This window comes from Candidatus Avelusimicrobium sp., from assembly GCF_050873505.1.
Lineage (GTDB): Bacteria > Elusimicrobiota > Elusimicrobia > Elusimicrobiales > Elusimicrobiaceae > Avelusimicrobium.
Genome location: NZ_JBNMIY010000002.1, coordinates 137,260 through 152,073, shown reverse-complemented (window position 1 = coordinate 152,073; position 14,814 = coordinate 137,260). Strand labels below are relative to the sequence as shown.

The window sequence follows — 14,814 nt, the reverse complement described above, 5'->3', positions numbered from 1 at the left end:
CGCGGGGTATTCTATTTACATTGACAAGCAACTCCCGTTTACTTACAATGTTTTATACGGCGCTCCGTGTAAGAAGCGCCGCGTAAAACGATGACAGCCACCATTATTTTTATTTTATTTATCGTTGTTTCCCTGCTTCTTTTGCCTTGGGGGCGGAAGTTTGGGGGGAAACGCTACCGCAACTGGTACTATCCCGTTTGGACGTTTTTATATGCGGGAAGTGTAGTCTATTTAGCCTTTTTGTGCCGCACCCCCAAGCCGGGCTTGGTACTTCGTATGGAAGTGCTGAAAATTTACCGCTTGGCGGCGCATTGCTTGCTAAAAGACGGAACTGTTTCCGCCAATGTGTGCAACAATGTCTTGCAAACGCGGAACAATGTATTTAAAATCTCCCAAAACGCCCCGTTGCAAGATATGGTTTTAAACATCGTTTTCTTCTTGCCTCTTGGGTTTTTACTGCCGTTTTTGTGGAAAAAATGCACTTGGTGGAAAACGCTTATCCTCGGCACGCTGGTTTCCTGCTTAATTGAAGGTTTACAGGCTTATACGCGTTTGGGCGTGTGCGATATAGACGATGTGCTAAATAACGCGCTGGGGGCCCTTTTAGGCTACTTTTTGGCCAAATGGGCCGCGCGGCTTTATAAGGGGGAAACCACCCAATGAAAACTTTTATAGCCGCCGCTTTTAAAGAAATTGTCCGGCTGACGGCGCGAATTTTGCACCTGCCGGAGCAGTTCGTCTGCTTTTTATATGTGGGCACCTTAAATACGGCATTTGCGTACAGCCTGTATGTGCTTTTTGTGTGGATTGGGTTTAACTATATTTTCGCGCCGCTTTGCTCCACCGTTTTGGGGGTGCTGTTCAATTTTAAAACCATTGGCGGAATTGTATTCCAAAGCCACAATAACGCACTGTTAGGTAAGTTTTTTGGCGTGTATGGGGTGGTTTATTTGTGCAATGTGGCGGGGCTTAAAATACTGTCCGCCCTGGGGCTTAACTTATATGTGGCGGGGGCAATTTTGATATTGCCGCTTGCAATGCTTGGCTTTATACTTAATAAAAAGTTGGTGTTTCATAAATGAAGAAGAAAATTTCTATTATTTCCAGCGCGTTTAACGAGCAGGAAAACGTGTGGGAACTCTACAAGCAGGTAAAGGCCGAAATGGCCAAATACGCGGATAAATACGACTACGAGCAGTTGGTGCTGGATAACGCCTCTACCGACGGCACATTGGACGAACTGCGCAAAATTGCCGCGCAGGACCCGCATTTTAAGGTCATTGCCAACGCCCGCAACTTTGGGCACATCCGTTCGCCCTATTACGGCATTTTGCAATGCCACGGGGACGCGGTTATTTATATGGCGTCCGACTTGCAGGACCCGCCCGCGCTCATCGGGCAATTTTTAGCCAAATGGGAAGAGGGGTTTAAAGTAGTGCTGGCGCAGAAAACGCAGAGCAAGGAATCCGTTTTGTTTTTTACGGTGCGGCGTTTTTATTATTGGCTGCTTAATCTGCTTAACGATTCCGGCGCGCAACTGCCCGCCAACTGCACGGGCTTCGGTCTGTACGACAAATGCGTGGTAGAGGAACTGCGCCGCTTAAATGACCCGTACCCGTATTTGCGCGGGCTCGTGTGCGAACTGGGCTATAAGCGCGCATTAGTGCCGTTTGTACAGCCTACCCGCACGCGCGGATTTACCAAAAATAATTTTTACACACTCTATGACAACGCGATGATTGGATTTACCAATCACTCTAAGGTGCCCCTGCGCCTGGCCGCAATGGGCGGTTTTTTATTAGGGGGGATTAGTTTAGCCTTGGCGTTTGTCTATTTGGTGTTAAAACTTTTGTATTGGGACAAATTCCCTATGGGCACGGCTCCTATCTTACTGGGGGTGCTGTTCTTTTCTTCCGTGCAACTCTTTTTTATTGGTATCATCGGCGAGTACATCGGGGCTATTTTAACCCAAGTGTTGAAGCGTCCGCTGGTGATAGAAAAGGAGCGTATTAATTTCAAGTAACCCATTAATAAACGGCTACTAAACTATCACAAAAACGCCCCGGGGTAACTAAATATCCCAGGGTGTTTTATATTGTACAGACTTGTTATTGCGCGGTCGCCGGCTTGTCCAAGTGGAAGTTTTTCAGCGGATTATCCGTGCTATCAACCTGTATGGTTTGCTGGGAAGAGCCCGAAGCAAACGGCTCCGCCTTTTCCGTTTTTACCTGTTGGTTGTGCTTGTTCTTTGCGGGTTCAATATATTTAGTTTCCCACTCGGTATATTTGTTCGTCAATTCTTGATTCAACTTTTCAGCGGCCGCCATTTTTGCATTATTATCCTTGATATCACTCACACTCAAAAAGCGGGGAATAAAGGACTCAAAGAACGCCCGCGCTTCGCCGGATTTGTCCGACAAGCCATATTGAGCAAACTTTATAATCCAATAGGTTTTTTCAGCAGACAAGAGAATTTCATTTCTGGCTTTTTCTTGCCAGGAAAATGCCTCACCTAAGAGTTCCTGTTGACGTTGGACCCGCTCTTCCACTGGGTGAAGGCGTGAGGTAAGCAATTTTGCCGCATCTTCCTGCTGTTTCTGCTTGGTGGCAGACGAAGCATTGCTGCGCAAGGAAGCAATCACCATGTTTAAATACTCGTCATACCAAGCGCCCATTTGTTTCAGTTCGGCCGCGGAAACATACGGTTTATAACTTTCCAAGGTAACGCGTTTTTGCACCGCAACATTCTCGGTTTGCGCCTTAATAATGTTATCAAGGGCCTTTTGGTTCTTTACCTTGTTACCCTCGCCGGATGCACGGTTAAAGTTCACGCTGGCCGCTTGATATTGCAAGCGATTCTGTAAAGAGGCGGGAACATACATACTCTCAGTTACGCCCAAGTTGCCCAATGTTTCGCGCCCGAAGAGATACGCAGACCCCAAAAGCATTCCTTCAGGGGATTCCTTTTCCGCCCCGGTTACCGTTTCGTAGGTGTCCATAGGCTTGGTGTTATAGTCCTGGCCTTCGGCTTTGAGTTTGGCCAAAACTTCTTCTTGGTTTTTCTCGTCCTCTTTGACTTTGGCCGGGTCGTAGGCACCCTCGTATTTGGGTTTAGCCAATTCTGTTTTTACTTCTTGTTCGCCTTTACCCGTAACGTGGCCCATTACGAACGGATAGACTGCATAGTCCGCCAGAGCCCACCAGCCGAAGAATTTAAGATTCTGAGCGAAGGCACTGTTTTTCAGCCAAGCCTTGCCCATAGTCCAAGCAAAGCGCGGGTTGGTAACAAATTCCTGCGCAAAGGCTTTTGTCGGAATAAGGTGAGGCATAAACAAATTTCCTAATTTATTATTATAGGTGGCAACGCTAAAATATTGCTCCCCTACTTGGCGCACCCATTGGCCGTCTTTTAACATTTGCGCCGGGAATTTGACAGCCCCCGGGATAGAAAGCGGGTCAAAGGTAGTCAAGGCGGAAGCACGGCCCATTGCCGGGGCAATTACCACATCGGTACTCGCCAGTTCATTGGCAGGTTTGCCCAATTTGGTAACGTTAAACCACGAAGTTTCCATCGTTACACCCGTGGCACCCGGTTGGCTGGCCAATACCGGCATTTTGTCCGAACCGTACACCGGTATTTTAACATTTACCCAGCCGTCAAACCCGCCTGATTGGGCTACATTTTGGCTTATAGCATACATACGGGAATAGGCCTGTGCTTCGCGCAGTTCTGCAAAGGTCAAAAGCCGCCAAGGATAAATCCCAACAGATTTTTGTGCACCTTGGATACTGTGGTTTATTAAGCGCAACATCTCGTAATTCTTCACGCCGTCCTGCAAGGAGGCCAATCTACCCGTAAAATCCAAAGACCAATTATTTACAACCCCACCAGGTAACACTTGGGAAGCATCTAACCCGATAATTTGGCGGTTGCGGGGCAGCCCCAACCAGCGGTTCGGGTTCCAGAGGGGGTATTTGTTCTGTAAAACACGCATAGACGGCTGTTCCACTTTCTTGACCACCGGGGCAACGCCTTCGCCCATCTTAGCCGGAAGGGTAGTGGTGGGGGCTTTGCCTGTTTCAATATAACGCACGGTTAGCGTAACATTATTACCAGCGGCCTTTGCGGTATAAGAAGCCAAACGCCCGGCTTTGGTCAGTTCCACGCGGAACGCTAAGAGTTTGCGCCCTTTATTGGATTTGGCGGCCACATTAAGGGCTTTCGGCAAGGCCAGCATTGCGCCGCGGGCAAAACTAAATGCTTGGCACGCCGTTTGCAAAATGGCACCGGCATATACCCACAAAAACACATCGCCCACGAATTTAAAGAACGCCGTGGCGTTTTCCTTATCCACTTTGGCCCTATTTAAATTGTTATGTTGGGCAATTTCCACCCAGCGGCCCTTGGAGGTATATACATACCCGTAAATCGTACGGACGGAGCCATCCGGGTTTTGCACCATATTGCCGCTGTTGGCAGGCGCAATGGCGGGAATAGAGGTCTTGGGGTCGTTAGCAATAACGATACCTTTTTCTCCGGGCTCAATAAGCCCTTTCACGCCCGGAATAGCCGTAGTCCCATTATTGGTAATTTCCACCAGTTTTAAGGGTTCCGTAGCAAATTGGTTGTAAATGTTGGACAGTTTGTCGGACAGTGCTTGCATTTGTTTGGAATCCAAGCCATAATCTTTATAGTAGGAACCTTGCAACGGTTCATACAAATCAGCCGCTCTGCGGGCAAAGGTTTGGCGCAAAGCAAATTCGCCTTGGCCCATTTTATCGCCAGCCTGGTTACCCATTAACACGGAAGCCGCTTCCAGAGCAATTACGCGTGTGGACAGGGAGTAAGACTTTGGATCGGAGAAATTTGCGAAAAACTGCATCGCGTTATTCCATTTTTGGGACCCGCGGGCTTCCTGGCGGGCCTCATCTACTACGCCCGCAATAATCTGGTTTACTACTGGGGCATTATCCGCTTTAAAATCGGTATCTTTGGCACTGCTGTCAAATTTTTTGACTAATACAGCCACGGAAAGTGGGTCATTAAGCAAGGTATATTTGGTGGCATAGTCCGCCAATGCCAAAACATCTTGGAATTTTTCGTCGGAGGTTTTCACGCCCAACTTGGCTGCGGCGGTCATTTCGTTAATATATTTGTTTTGAAGAGCCTCAAAATAGTTAGGTGGCAGTACAGACTGGGCATTGGGAGTAGGATAAAAGATGCGCTTTCCGTCCAATTCTGTATATGGCTTGGTAGAGCCTTTGCCGGTGGTGGCCACAGGTTGGTTTTGCTTGGTAAGGAGCGGGTCCTTTATGCCCATAGCCGTAAAATAGTTATGCGTTTTAAGCATAGCAATACGCAAAGACCCCACCGCCATAGTACGCACCATACTATCGTGCGGTTTGGCGGAGAGAGATATTTCGCGGTAGGCCATACGAAGATAAACATCCTTTAAATCTTGGTTGAACTGCGCCAAGGCAGCCCCGTCCATACTGCCGTTTTTTGCCATTTCCTGCATATAATCTAGCGTGTTGCCCAAGGCTTCGGAAGCATAGACGGTATTCATTAAATAGTTATCGTTGGGGTTGCCCATCGGGTCAATAAACTCACCCATATTTTGGAGCGTCAGTTCATCGTTGGCCAACAGTTCCAGAACATCATTTTTGGGGGCTTTTATGGGCAGGGTAACGGGTCTGGGGGCCACATAAGTAGCATCCCGCGCGACCACTCTGCCGGAGCGCAGATCTTGCTGGTAAGCCTCTGCCGCTTGTCTGGCCGCCTCTTGCGCCGCTTTTTTCGCTCTGGCCTCTTCTTGCGTGGCCTGTTGGTCTTTTAAACGGTGTAATTCCACCAACGCGTTTTTGCGTTGCACCCACGTCAACTTTCTGTTTTCGTAACGTTTGGTGGCGTTGTTAATCTTGGTTTGAAGTTGCTTGTCCGCCGCTTGGGAGACCGCCGCCCCTACATTAGTGCGGGAGGATGTACCCGTTTTAGCCTTTTGGGCAGGCGCACGGCGAACCTGCGCCCACGCCGAGGGGGTGGGGAGGATACAATTTAAAGCAAATACTACGGCAAGTACACGGCAGAGAAAAGATTGCATAGGACGCTCCTTATATAATAGACCTAGTTATATTGTACCGCTTTTTGACGTTTTTGCCAGGGAGCAAAAGGCCTATTTTTAAGAGGGCAAAGGGCCTATATTATTATAGGTCCTTTGGGGAACAATCTTGCGCAACCCGCAAAAAAAACACCCCGGGATATTTGGTTACCCCGGGGTGTTTTATCTTATACAGACTTGTTATTGCGCAGTTGCCGGCTTTTCTACTTGGAAGTTTTGGAGTTGGTCGTCATCCGTTGAAAAATCCGGTTCGCCCTTCTCGGTTCTTACCATCTCTTGGCGTTTAGTGGCCTCAGGTTGGAGAAGGCTATTCCACTCCGTGCACTTGTTTTCATATTCGCTAACCAATTTATCAAGAGCCGCGTTTCTGGCGGTTGCATCCTTGATATCATACGCCTTCAAAAAGCGCGGGATAAAGGAATCAAAGAACACTGTTACTTCGGCAGATTTATCTGCCAAGCCATACTGCTCAAAGGCGGTAATCCAGCCCGATTTTTCCGAAGCCAACATCATTTCATCTTGGGCCTTTGCTTGGTCGGTGGCTTCTTCGCCCAAGAGTTCCATTTTCCGCTCTACTTTGTCTTTTACTTCAAACAAACGGGAATTCAGCAAGTTTGCCGCATCTTCCTGCTGTTTCTGCTTGACAGCAGACGGAGCATTGCTGCGCAAGGAAGCAATCACCGTGTTTAAATACTCATCGTACCAAGCGCCCATTTGTTTCAGTTCGGCGGCGGAAACATACGGTTTGTAACTTTCCAAGGTAACGCGTTTTTGCACCGCTATCATCTCAGTTTGCGCCTTAATAATGTTATCAAGGGCTTTTTGGTTCTTTACTTTGTTGCCCTCGCCGGACGCGCGGTTAAAGTTCACGCTGGCCGCCTGATACTGCAAGCGTTTCTTTAAGGGCGTGGTAACATACATATTTTCCATTACGCCCAAGTTGCCTAAGGCTTCGCGCCCGAAGATAATCGGAGACCCCATAAACATACCTTCACGGGACTCCTTTTCCGCTCCGGTTACCGTTTCATAGGTGTCCATTTGCTTGGTGTTATAGTCCTGGCCTTCGGCTTTGAGTTGTGCCAAAACTTCTTCTTGGTTTTTCTCGTCCTCTTTGAGTTTAGCCGGGTCGTAGGCGCCCCCGTATTTGGGTTTAGCCATTTCTGCTTTTACCTCTTGCTCGCCTTTACCCGTAATGTGGCCCATTACTAACGGATAGGTCCCATAGTCCGCTCCGGCTAAGGCGCCGAAGAAGATCAGGTTTCCGGCTACGCCTTGCGTAAAGGAACTGGTTTTCAGCCAAGCCTTGCCCATACTCCACGCAAAGCGCGGGTTGGTCAAAAATTCCGTGGCAAAGGCTTTCGTCGGCACCAGGCGCGGCATAAACGAATCCAAGAATTTATTATTATAGTTGGCAATTCTAAAATATTGCTGGCTGACTTGTTCCGCCCATTGCCCGTTGGCAAGCATTTGCGCCGGGAATTTGACAGCCCCCGGAATAGAAAGCGGGTCAAAGGTGGTCAAGGCAGAAGCACGGCCCATTGCCGGGGCTATTACCACATCTGTTCCGGCCAGTTCGTTGCCCGGCTTGCCCAACTTGGTTAAGTTCCACCACGAATTTTCCATCGTTACGCCCGTGGCACCCGGTTGGCTGGCCAGTACCGGCATTTTGTCCGAACCGTACACCGGCATTTTAACCTCTACCCAGCCGTCAAACGCGCCGGATTTTGCCGCATCTTCGGACATACCCATCATACGGGAATAAGCCCGCGCTTCGCGCAGTTGCGGCACCGACAATTTAAGCCAAGGATACATCCACTCGGATTTTTGCATCCCTTGCACGCCGTGGTTCATTAAGCGCAGCATATCGTAATCCTTCACACCGCCTTGGAGCGAGGCCAATCTGCCCGTAAAGTTTACCGAGCCCGCATTTTGTACGCCACCGGGCAATACCTGGTAAAAATCTACGCCGACAATTTCACGGTTGGGCGTCATACCCACCCAGCGTTTCGGATTCAGGCGGGAGTATTCGTTCTGCAAAAAGCGCATAGAGGAGCGGCCCGGCTGGGCAATTACCTTTGTTTTGACGACAGGGGCAAGCCCTTCGCCCATTTTGGACGGGAGCGTAGTAGCCGGAGCCTTGCCTTTGTCAATATAGCGCACAGCCATAATGACGTTATTATCAACGGCTTTTGCAGTATAAGAGGATAACCGCCCCGCTTTGGTCAGTTCCACGCGGAAGGTCAAAAGAGCACGGCCTTTATTGGATTTGGCGGCCGCGTTAAGGGCTTTCGGCATCGCCAGCATTGCCCCGCGCGCAAAGCGGAAGGCTTGGCAGGCCGTTTCCAAAATAGCGCCGCCATATACCCACAGGACGGCTTCGCCCACAAACCAGAAGAACGCCGTGGCGTTTTCTTTATCCACCTTAGCACGGTTTAAACCGTTGTGTTGGGCAATTTCCACCCAGCGACCTTTGGACGTATATACATACCCGTAAATCGTACGGAGAGAGCCGTCCGGGTTTTCCACCATATAGCCGCTGTTAGCAGGCGCAATAGCCGGAATAGAGGTATTGGGGTCGTTGGCGACAATTAAACCTTTTTCGCCGGGGGAAATGAGTCCTTTAATTCCGGCAACGGGTTCGGACCCGGTATTGATGTATTCCACCAGTTTTAAAGGTTCCGTAGCAAATTGGTTGTAAATACCCGCCAACTTGTCGGACAACGCCTGCATCTGTTTGGAATCCAAGCCGTAATCCTTATAATAGGAACCTTGTAACGGTTCATACAAATCAGCCGCGCGGCGGGCAAGAGTTTTGCGCAAAGCAAATTCGCCCTTGCTCATTTCGTTTCCGGCTTGATTGCCCATTAACACGGACGCCGCTTCCAGCGCGATTACACGCGTGGAAAGAGAGTAAACCTTCGGGTCGGAAAAGTTTTTGAAGAACTGCATCGCATTGTTCCACTTTTGGGACCCGCGGGCTTCCTGGCGGGCATCATCCACTATACCCGCAAGAATTTGGTTTACCACAGGGGCGTTGTCCGCTTTAAAATCGCTGTCTTTGGCGCCGCTGTCAAAAGTTTTTACCAAGACGCCCACCAAAGAGGGATCATTAAGCAAGGTATATTTGGTGGCATAATCCGCCAAGGCCAAAACATCTTGGAATTTTTCATCGTCGGATTTAAGGCCTTTTTTGGCGGCAGCCGCCATTTCGGCAATATATTTGTTTTGCGCCGAAGTAAAATGGTCAGCCGGAAGCACCGAGCCCGATTGTTTTACATATTGGGTAACTTTTTTGGGAACTCTTTTGGTCTTAAAGGACATTTTTCCGTCCGTACCCGGCAGTTTGACCATAACCGTATCATAGGTGGTAATGGTCATTTTTTTACCAGGACCGGGAATTTGCTGTTGCGTTAAAAGCGGGTCCTGTTTTTTTACGGCAACCAAGTAGTTGTGCGCTTTGAGCATAGCAATACGCAACGAACCTACCGCCATTGTGCGAATCATAGAATCGTGCGCCATAGAGGAAAGCATCCCCTCACGGTACGCCATACGCATATAAACGCTTTCCAAGTCGCTGTTAAATTCTTCCAAGGCGGTCGGGTCCGCGTTGCCGCTTTGCACCATTTGCAACATATAATCTACCGTGTTGCCCAAGGCCTCGGAAGCATAGACGGTATTCATCAAATAGTTATCGTTGGGGTTGCCCATCGGGTCAATAAAATCACCCATATTTTGGAGTGTCAGTTCATCTTTGGACAGAAGCACCAAGACATCGTTTTTAGGGGCTTTTATCGGAGTAGCCTGTATTTGCGGAGCCACATAAGTAGCATCCCGCGCTACCACTCTGCCGGAGCGCAGATCTTGCTGGTAGGTCTCTGCCGCTTGTCTGGCCGCCTCTTGCGCCGCTTTTTTCTCTCTGGCCTCTTCTTGCGTGGCCTCTTTCTTTTTTAATTGGTGCAATTTATCCAAATCTTGGTAGCGCTGATAATATGTGCGATTTCTGTCGTCAAAACGTTTTTCCGCCTGATTAATCTGCGTAGGCAGTTGCTTATCAGCCGCTTGGGAGACCGCCGCCCCTACGTTAGGGCGGGAGGACGTACCCGTTTTAGCCTTTTGGGCAGAAGTACGGCGAGCCTGCGCCCACGCCGAGGGGGTGGGGAGGATACAATTTAAAGCAAATACTACGGCAAGTACACGGCAGAGAAAAGATTGCATAGGACGCTCCTTATATAATAGGCCTAGTTATATTGTACCGCTTTTTTGTGTTTTTTCCAGGGGGCAAAGGGCCCACCCGGACGGGGACCAAAGGACCTATATCTTTTATAGGCCCGGTACTCTTTATCTTTTATATTATAATACAAATATAAGGTTTATGGAGGGGCTTTTTGCACAATGCAAAGTCCCGCTGTTATGTGTTATAATAAAAGGGTACTATAAACTCTTGGCGGAGAATAGTCCTATTGAGGGGAACAACCCTCATTTTCTCGTTTATCCAATCTCTCTACCAACTGTTTCATAACGTAGCCCTTTTGAGGGGCTTGTTATAAATTCTTAATTTCGTACAATACACTTACGGGCGTGCCCGTTTAACATTTTTATATAGGAGTTTGCTATGAAAGTTCTTTTGTTGGCAGGTGGCCTTGGTACCAGACTGGGTGAAGAAACCTCTATCCGCCCCAAACCAATGGTAGAAATCGGCGGTTATCCCATTATTTGGCATATTATGAAATTATACACGCACTACGGCCTGACGGATTTTGTCATTTTGTGCGGGTACAAGAGCGAAGTCATCAAAGAATACTTTGTAAATTACTATACTAACAACTCCGATGTTACGATAGACTTTCAAACCAATAAAATTGACGTGCATATGAACCGCTGTGAACCGTGGAAGGTTACCTTGTTATATACGGGGCGCAACGCGCTGACGGGCTCCCGTATTAAGCAGGCGCGCAAGTTTGTGGGCGACGAACCCTTTATGCTGACGTACGGGGACGGAGTGTCCGATGTGGATATTAATAAGTTGTTAGACTGCCATAAAAAATCGGGCAAATTGGTAACCTTAACGGCCGTCCAGCCCACAGGCCGCTTTGGCGCACTTAATATTGAGCCCAGCGGTACCATTTCCCGCTTTCAGGAAAAGCCGGTAGGGGATGGTGCTTGGGTAAACGGCGGCTTCTTTGTCTGTGAGCCCCAGGCGTTTGACTACATCCCGGAAGGGGACAATATTATGTGGGAGCGCGAACCGCTCACGCAACTGGCCAAAGAAAGCCAATTAAACGCCTATAAGCACTACGGCTTTTGGCACCCGATGGACACCCTGCGCGATAAAATTGAACTTAACGAACAATGGACCAACGGAAAGGCTCCGTGGAAGGTGTGGGAGGATTAACTATGTGGAGCGATACCTATAAGGGCAAACGCGTTTTACTCACCGGGCACACGGGCTTTAAGGGTTCGTGGCTTGCCTTGTGGCTTACCCAACTGGGGGCCCAAGTGTGCGGGTATGCCTTAAAACCCAACACCACGCCCTCTATGTTTACGGCGCTGGATATTGAGCATAAAATTGCCAAAAATGTCTTTGGCGATATTTTGGATAGAACCCTTTTGAATAAAACCTTTGAGGAATTTCAGCCGGAAATCGTTTTCCACTTGGCAGCCCAGCCCTTGGTGCGTCTGTCGTACGCGGAGCCGGTGCTTACCTACGAAACAAACGTAATGGGCTCCTTAAACGTATTGGAAGCGGCGCGCAAAACCGCCTCGGTAAAAGCCTTTGTAAACATTACTACCGATAAATGCTACGAGAATAAAGAAGTTGCCCGCGGCTACAAAGAAGACGAACCGATGGGGGGATATGATATGTATTCTTCCTCTAAGGGATGCGTGGAAATTTTATCCTCGTCTTACCGCCGCAGTTTCTTGCAGGACGGCTACGCCTTGGCTACCGCCCGCGCGGGAAACGTAATCGGCGGGGGCGATTGGGCGGCAGACCGTTTACTGCCCGATTGTGTGCGCTCCATAGAAGCGGGAAAGACCATAGAAATACGCAACCCGCACGCCACGCGCCCGTGGCAGCACGTTTTGGAACCGCTTTCCGGTTATTTATTACTGGGGCATTTGCTCTATACCAAGGGGCGTGAATATGCCGAAGGCTTTAACTTTGGCCCGAAGGCGGACAGCGTTTTGACCGTGGCCGAAGTAGCCAAGTTGGCGGTAAAGTATTACGGCAAAGGCGAAGTGGTGGTGCATAAAAAGGATAACTTGCACGAAGCCAACCTGCTGATGCTGGACATTACCAAGGCCAAGGAACGCCTGGGCTGGACGCCCACCTATACGGCGGAAGAAGCCGTGGAAAAGAGCGTGATTTGGTACAAACAATTTTACGAAGGTAAACCGATGTACGATTTTACCTTACACCAGATTAACGAATATATGGAGAAGATGCAATGGAAAAAGAATTAAGAGCAGCCGTCCAAGCGGCGGCGGCCAAGTATTTTGACGAAATTTACGGCGCTAAAAAGGATTTATCTTATATCCCGGCTTCGGGCAAATTGTTGGACAAACAGGACCTGGCCAATATGATTGACGCCACGCTTGATATGTGGCTGACGGCGGGACGCTTTAATGACCAGTTTGAAAAGGATTTTGCCGCCTTTTTAGGCGTAAAATTTGCCTTATCCACCAACTCTGGCTCCTCGGCCAATTTGCTGGCCTTATCCGCCCTTACCTCTTATAAACTGGGTGAAAGACGGCTTAAAAAGGGCGACGAAGTGATTTCCGTGGCCGCAGGCTTTCCGACTACGGTCAACCCGATTATCCAGCAGGGGTTAATCCCCGTGTTTGTGGACTGCGAAATCGGCACCTATAACATTGACGTCAAACAAATTGAAGCGGCCCTTTCGCCCAAAACCAAGGCTATTTTTCTGGCGCACACGTTAGGGAATATGTTTGATATGGACGCCATTATGGATATCTGCAAAAAGCACAATCTGTGGCTGATTGAAGACTCCTGCGATGCCTTGGGCGCCGAGTGGAACGGCAAAAAGGCGGGTACGATTGGGCACATTGGCACATATAGTTTTTACCCGGCCCACCATATGACGATGGGCGAAGGCGGCGCTGTGGTTACCAACGACCCACAACTCTACCGCATTATTTTATCGTTCCGCGACTGGGGCCGCGACTGCTGGTGCAAACCGGGCGTGGATAACACCTGCAAAAACCGCTTTAATATGCAACTGGGGCACTTGCCCTTTGGTTACGACCACAAATATACCTATTCCCATATCGGATTTAACTTAAAAATTACCGACTGGCAGGCCGCTTTGGGTGTAAGCCAACTGAAAAAATTGCCCGGCTACCTGCAAAAACGCACCGAAAACGCCGCCTATTTAATGAACAAACTGGCGGACATTTCCGATGTACTTATTTTGCCCAAGGTGGACGACAAGGTAAAACCCTCTTGGTTCGGTTTCCTGATTTCCGTCAAACCCGAAGCCAAATTCACCAAGCAACAGTTGGTGGAATATTTGGAAAAGAACGGCGTGGGAACCCGCCAATTATTTGCGGGCAATCTCTTGCGCCAGCCCTTAATGGTGGAAAACGATGTAGCCTTGCGTATCGGTGCGGGCGCACTGCAAAACTCGCGCGATTTGACCGAAGCCGACTATAAAAAACTGCCCAATACGGACTTTATTATGAACAATACCTTTTGGGTGGGCGTTTTCCCGCGGTTAGGGAAAAAGGAATTGGATAAGACCTCGCGCTTAATCCACGAATTTGCCGCGCAACATAAATAACGTATGAAGAAACAACTTTTGCTGACCGGCGGAAACGGTTTTATCGGTAAGAACATACGGGAGAGTTTTCTGGCCCAAAAGTATGATATTATCGCCCCGCGCAGCAGCGAACTTAACTTGGCTGATACAGCGGCCGTGGATAATTATTTTAAAACGCACCAATTTGATGCGGTTATCCACGCAGCAGTAAAGCCCGGACACCGCAACGCCAAAGACCCGACGAACCTGCTCTACACCAACTTGCGGATGTTTGAAAATTTGGCCCGCCATACGGACCGGTTTGGCCGCCTGATTAATTTGGGCAGTGGTGCAGTGTATGATGCCGCCGACAACCGCCTAGTAACCGAGGACCAAATCGGCCTGCGGATGGGGAAAGATGACCACAGTTTTTGCAAATATGTGGTGCATAAACAGATTGAAAATATAAAAAACGCAGTGGACTTAAATATTTTCGGCATTTTCGGCAAGTACGAAGACTGGGAAATCCGCTTTATTTCCAATGCTTGTTGCAAAGCCCTTTTTGATTTGCCTATTACGTTGCGCCAAAACAGGCGTTTTAGTTATTTGTACGCGCCGGATTTAATGCCCGTGCTGGATTACTTTATAGAGCACGAACCGAAGTTCAAATGTTATAACGTCGTACCTGATGAAGAAACCGAACTTTTGCAAGCCGCGCAAACGGTTTTGGATGTCAGCGGAAAAAAATTGCCCATACAAGTTGCGCACGAAGGTTACGGCCTTAATTATTCCGGCTCCAATGCCAGATTAAAGGTCCAAATCCCGGGGCTTACGTTTACCCCGATAAAAGAAGCAGTATCAGCCCTGTACGGATATTACCAAACCCAAAAGGCTGAACTCAATCTGGATTTATTACAAACAGATAAATAGGAGTACCC

The 14,814-nt window shown here is 48.8% G+C and carries 9 protein-coding genes; 7 read left to right on the top strand and 2 right to left on the bottom strand.

Annotation, left to right across the window (positions count from 1 at the left end; translation table 11 throughout):
- Window positions 1–90 precede the first annotated feature (90 nt).
- The 3 genes from ACR0QV_RS01670 to ACR0QV_RS01660 are packed head-to-tail and all read left to right on the top strand — an operon-like array spanning window position 91 to window position 2,023.
- On the top strand, window positions 91–663 hold the full coding sequence (locus ACR0QV_RS01670) for a VanZ family protein (protein WP_432634272.1): 573 nt from the start codon (window positions 91–93) through the stop codon (window positions 661–663).
- Window positions 660–1,082 carry a GtrA family protein gene (locus ACR0QV_RS01665; protein ID WP_432634271.1) on the top strand — a complete coding sequence of 141 codons (423 nt, stop codon included), beginning with the start codon at window positions 660–662 and terminating at the stop codon, window positions 1,080–1,082. The genes ACR0QV_RS01670 and ACR0QV_RS01665 overlap by 4 nt, the downstream gene beginning before the upstream one ends.
- Entirely contained in the window at window positions 1,079–2,023 is a 945-nt protein-coding gene (locus tag ACR0QV_RS01660) for a glycosyltransferase (protein ID WP_432634270.1), read from the top strand. The genes ACR0QV_RS01665 and ACR0QV_RS01660 overlap by 4 nt, the downstream gene beginning before the upstream one ends.
- Before the next feature lie 85 nt (window positions 2,024–2,108).
- Here ACR0QV_RS01660 and ACR0QV_RS01655 read toward each other — a convergent pair whose 3' ends face one another.
- Both ACR0QV_RS01655 and ACR0QV_RS01650 read right to left on the bottom strand, forming a co-directional pair.
- Window positions 2,109–6,101: a hypothetical protein gene (locus ACR0QV_RS01655; RefSeq protein WP_432634269.1), complete on the bottom strand. Its 3,993-nt coding sequence runs from the start codon at window positions 6,099–6,101 to the stop codon at window positions 2,109–2,111.
- 198 nt (window positions 6,102–6,299) lie between these two features.
- The gene (locus ACR0QV_RS01650) at window positions 6,300–10,334 is read right to left on the bottom strand and encodes a hypothetical protein (protein WP_432634268.1); all 4,035 of its coding nucleotides are present in this window, start codon (window positions 10,332–10,334) and stop codon (window positions 6,300–6,302) included.
- A 397-nt stretch (window positions 10,335–10,731) separates the two neighbouring features.
- Between ACR0QV_RS01650 and rfbF the strand changes: the two genes are divergently transcribed.
- Genes rfbF through ACR0QV_RS01630 form a run of 4 tightly spaced genes read left to right on the top strand, consistent with a single transcriptional unit; the run spans window position 10,732 to window position 14,806 of the window.
- Window positions 10,732–11,511: a glucose-1-phosphate cytidylyltransferase gene (gene rfbF, locus ACR0QV_RS01645; RefSeq protein WP_432634267.1), complete on the top strand. Its 780-nt coding sequence runs from the start codon at window positions 10,732–10,734 to the stop codon at window positions 11,509–11,511.
- The gene (rfbG, locus tag ACR0QV_RS01640; RefSeq protein ID WP_432634266.1) at window positions 11,469–12,581 is read left to right on the top strand and encodes a CDP-glucose 4,6-dehydratase; all 1,113 of its coding nucleotides are present in this window, start codon (window positions 11,469–11,471) and stop codon (window positions 12,579–12,581) included. The genes rfbF and rfbG overlap by 43 nt, the downstream gene beginning before the upstream one ends.
- Entirely contained in the window at window positions 12,566–13,918 is a 1,353-nt protein-coding gene (gene rfbH, locus ACR0QV_RS01635; RefSeq protein ID WP_432634265.1) for a lipopolysaccharide biosynthesis protein RfbH, read from the top strand. The genes rfbG and rfbH overlap by 16 nt, the downstream gene beginning before the upstream one ends.
- A 3-nt stretch (window positions 13,919–13,921) precedes the next feature.
- On the top strand, window positions 13,922–14,806 hold the full coding sequence (locus ACR0QV_RS01630) for an NAD-dependent epimerase/dehydratase family protein (RefSeq protein WP_432634264.1): 885 nt from the start codon (window positions 13,922–13,924) through the stop codon (window positions 14,804–14,806).
- Window positions 14,807–14,814: the final 8 nt, after the last annotated feature.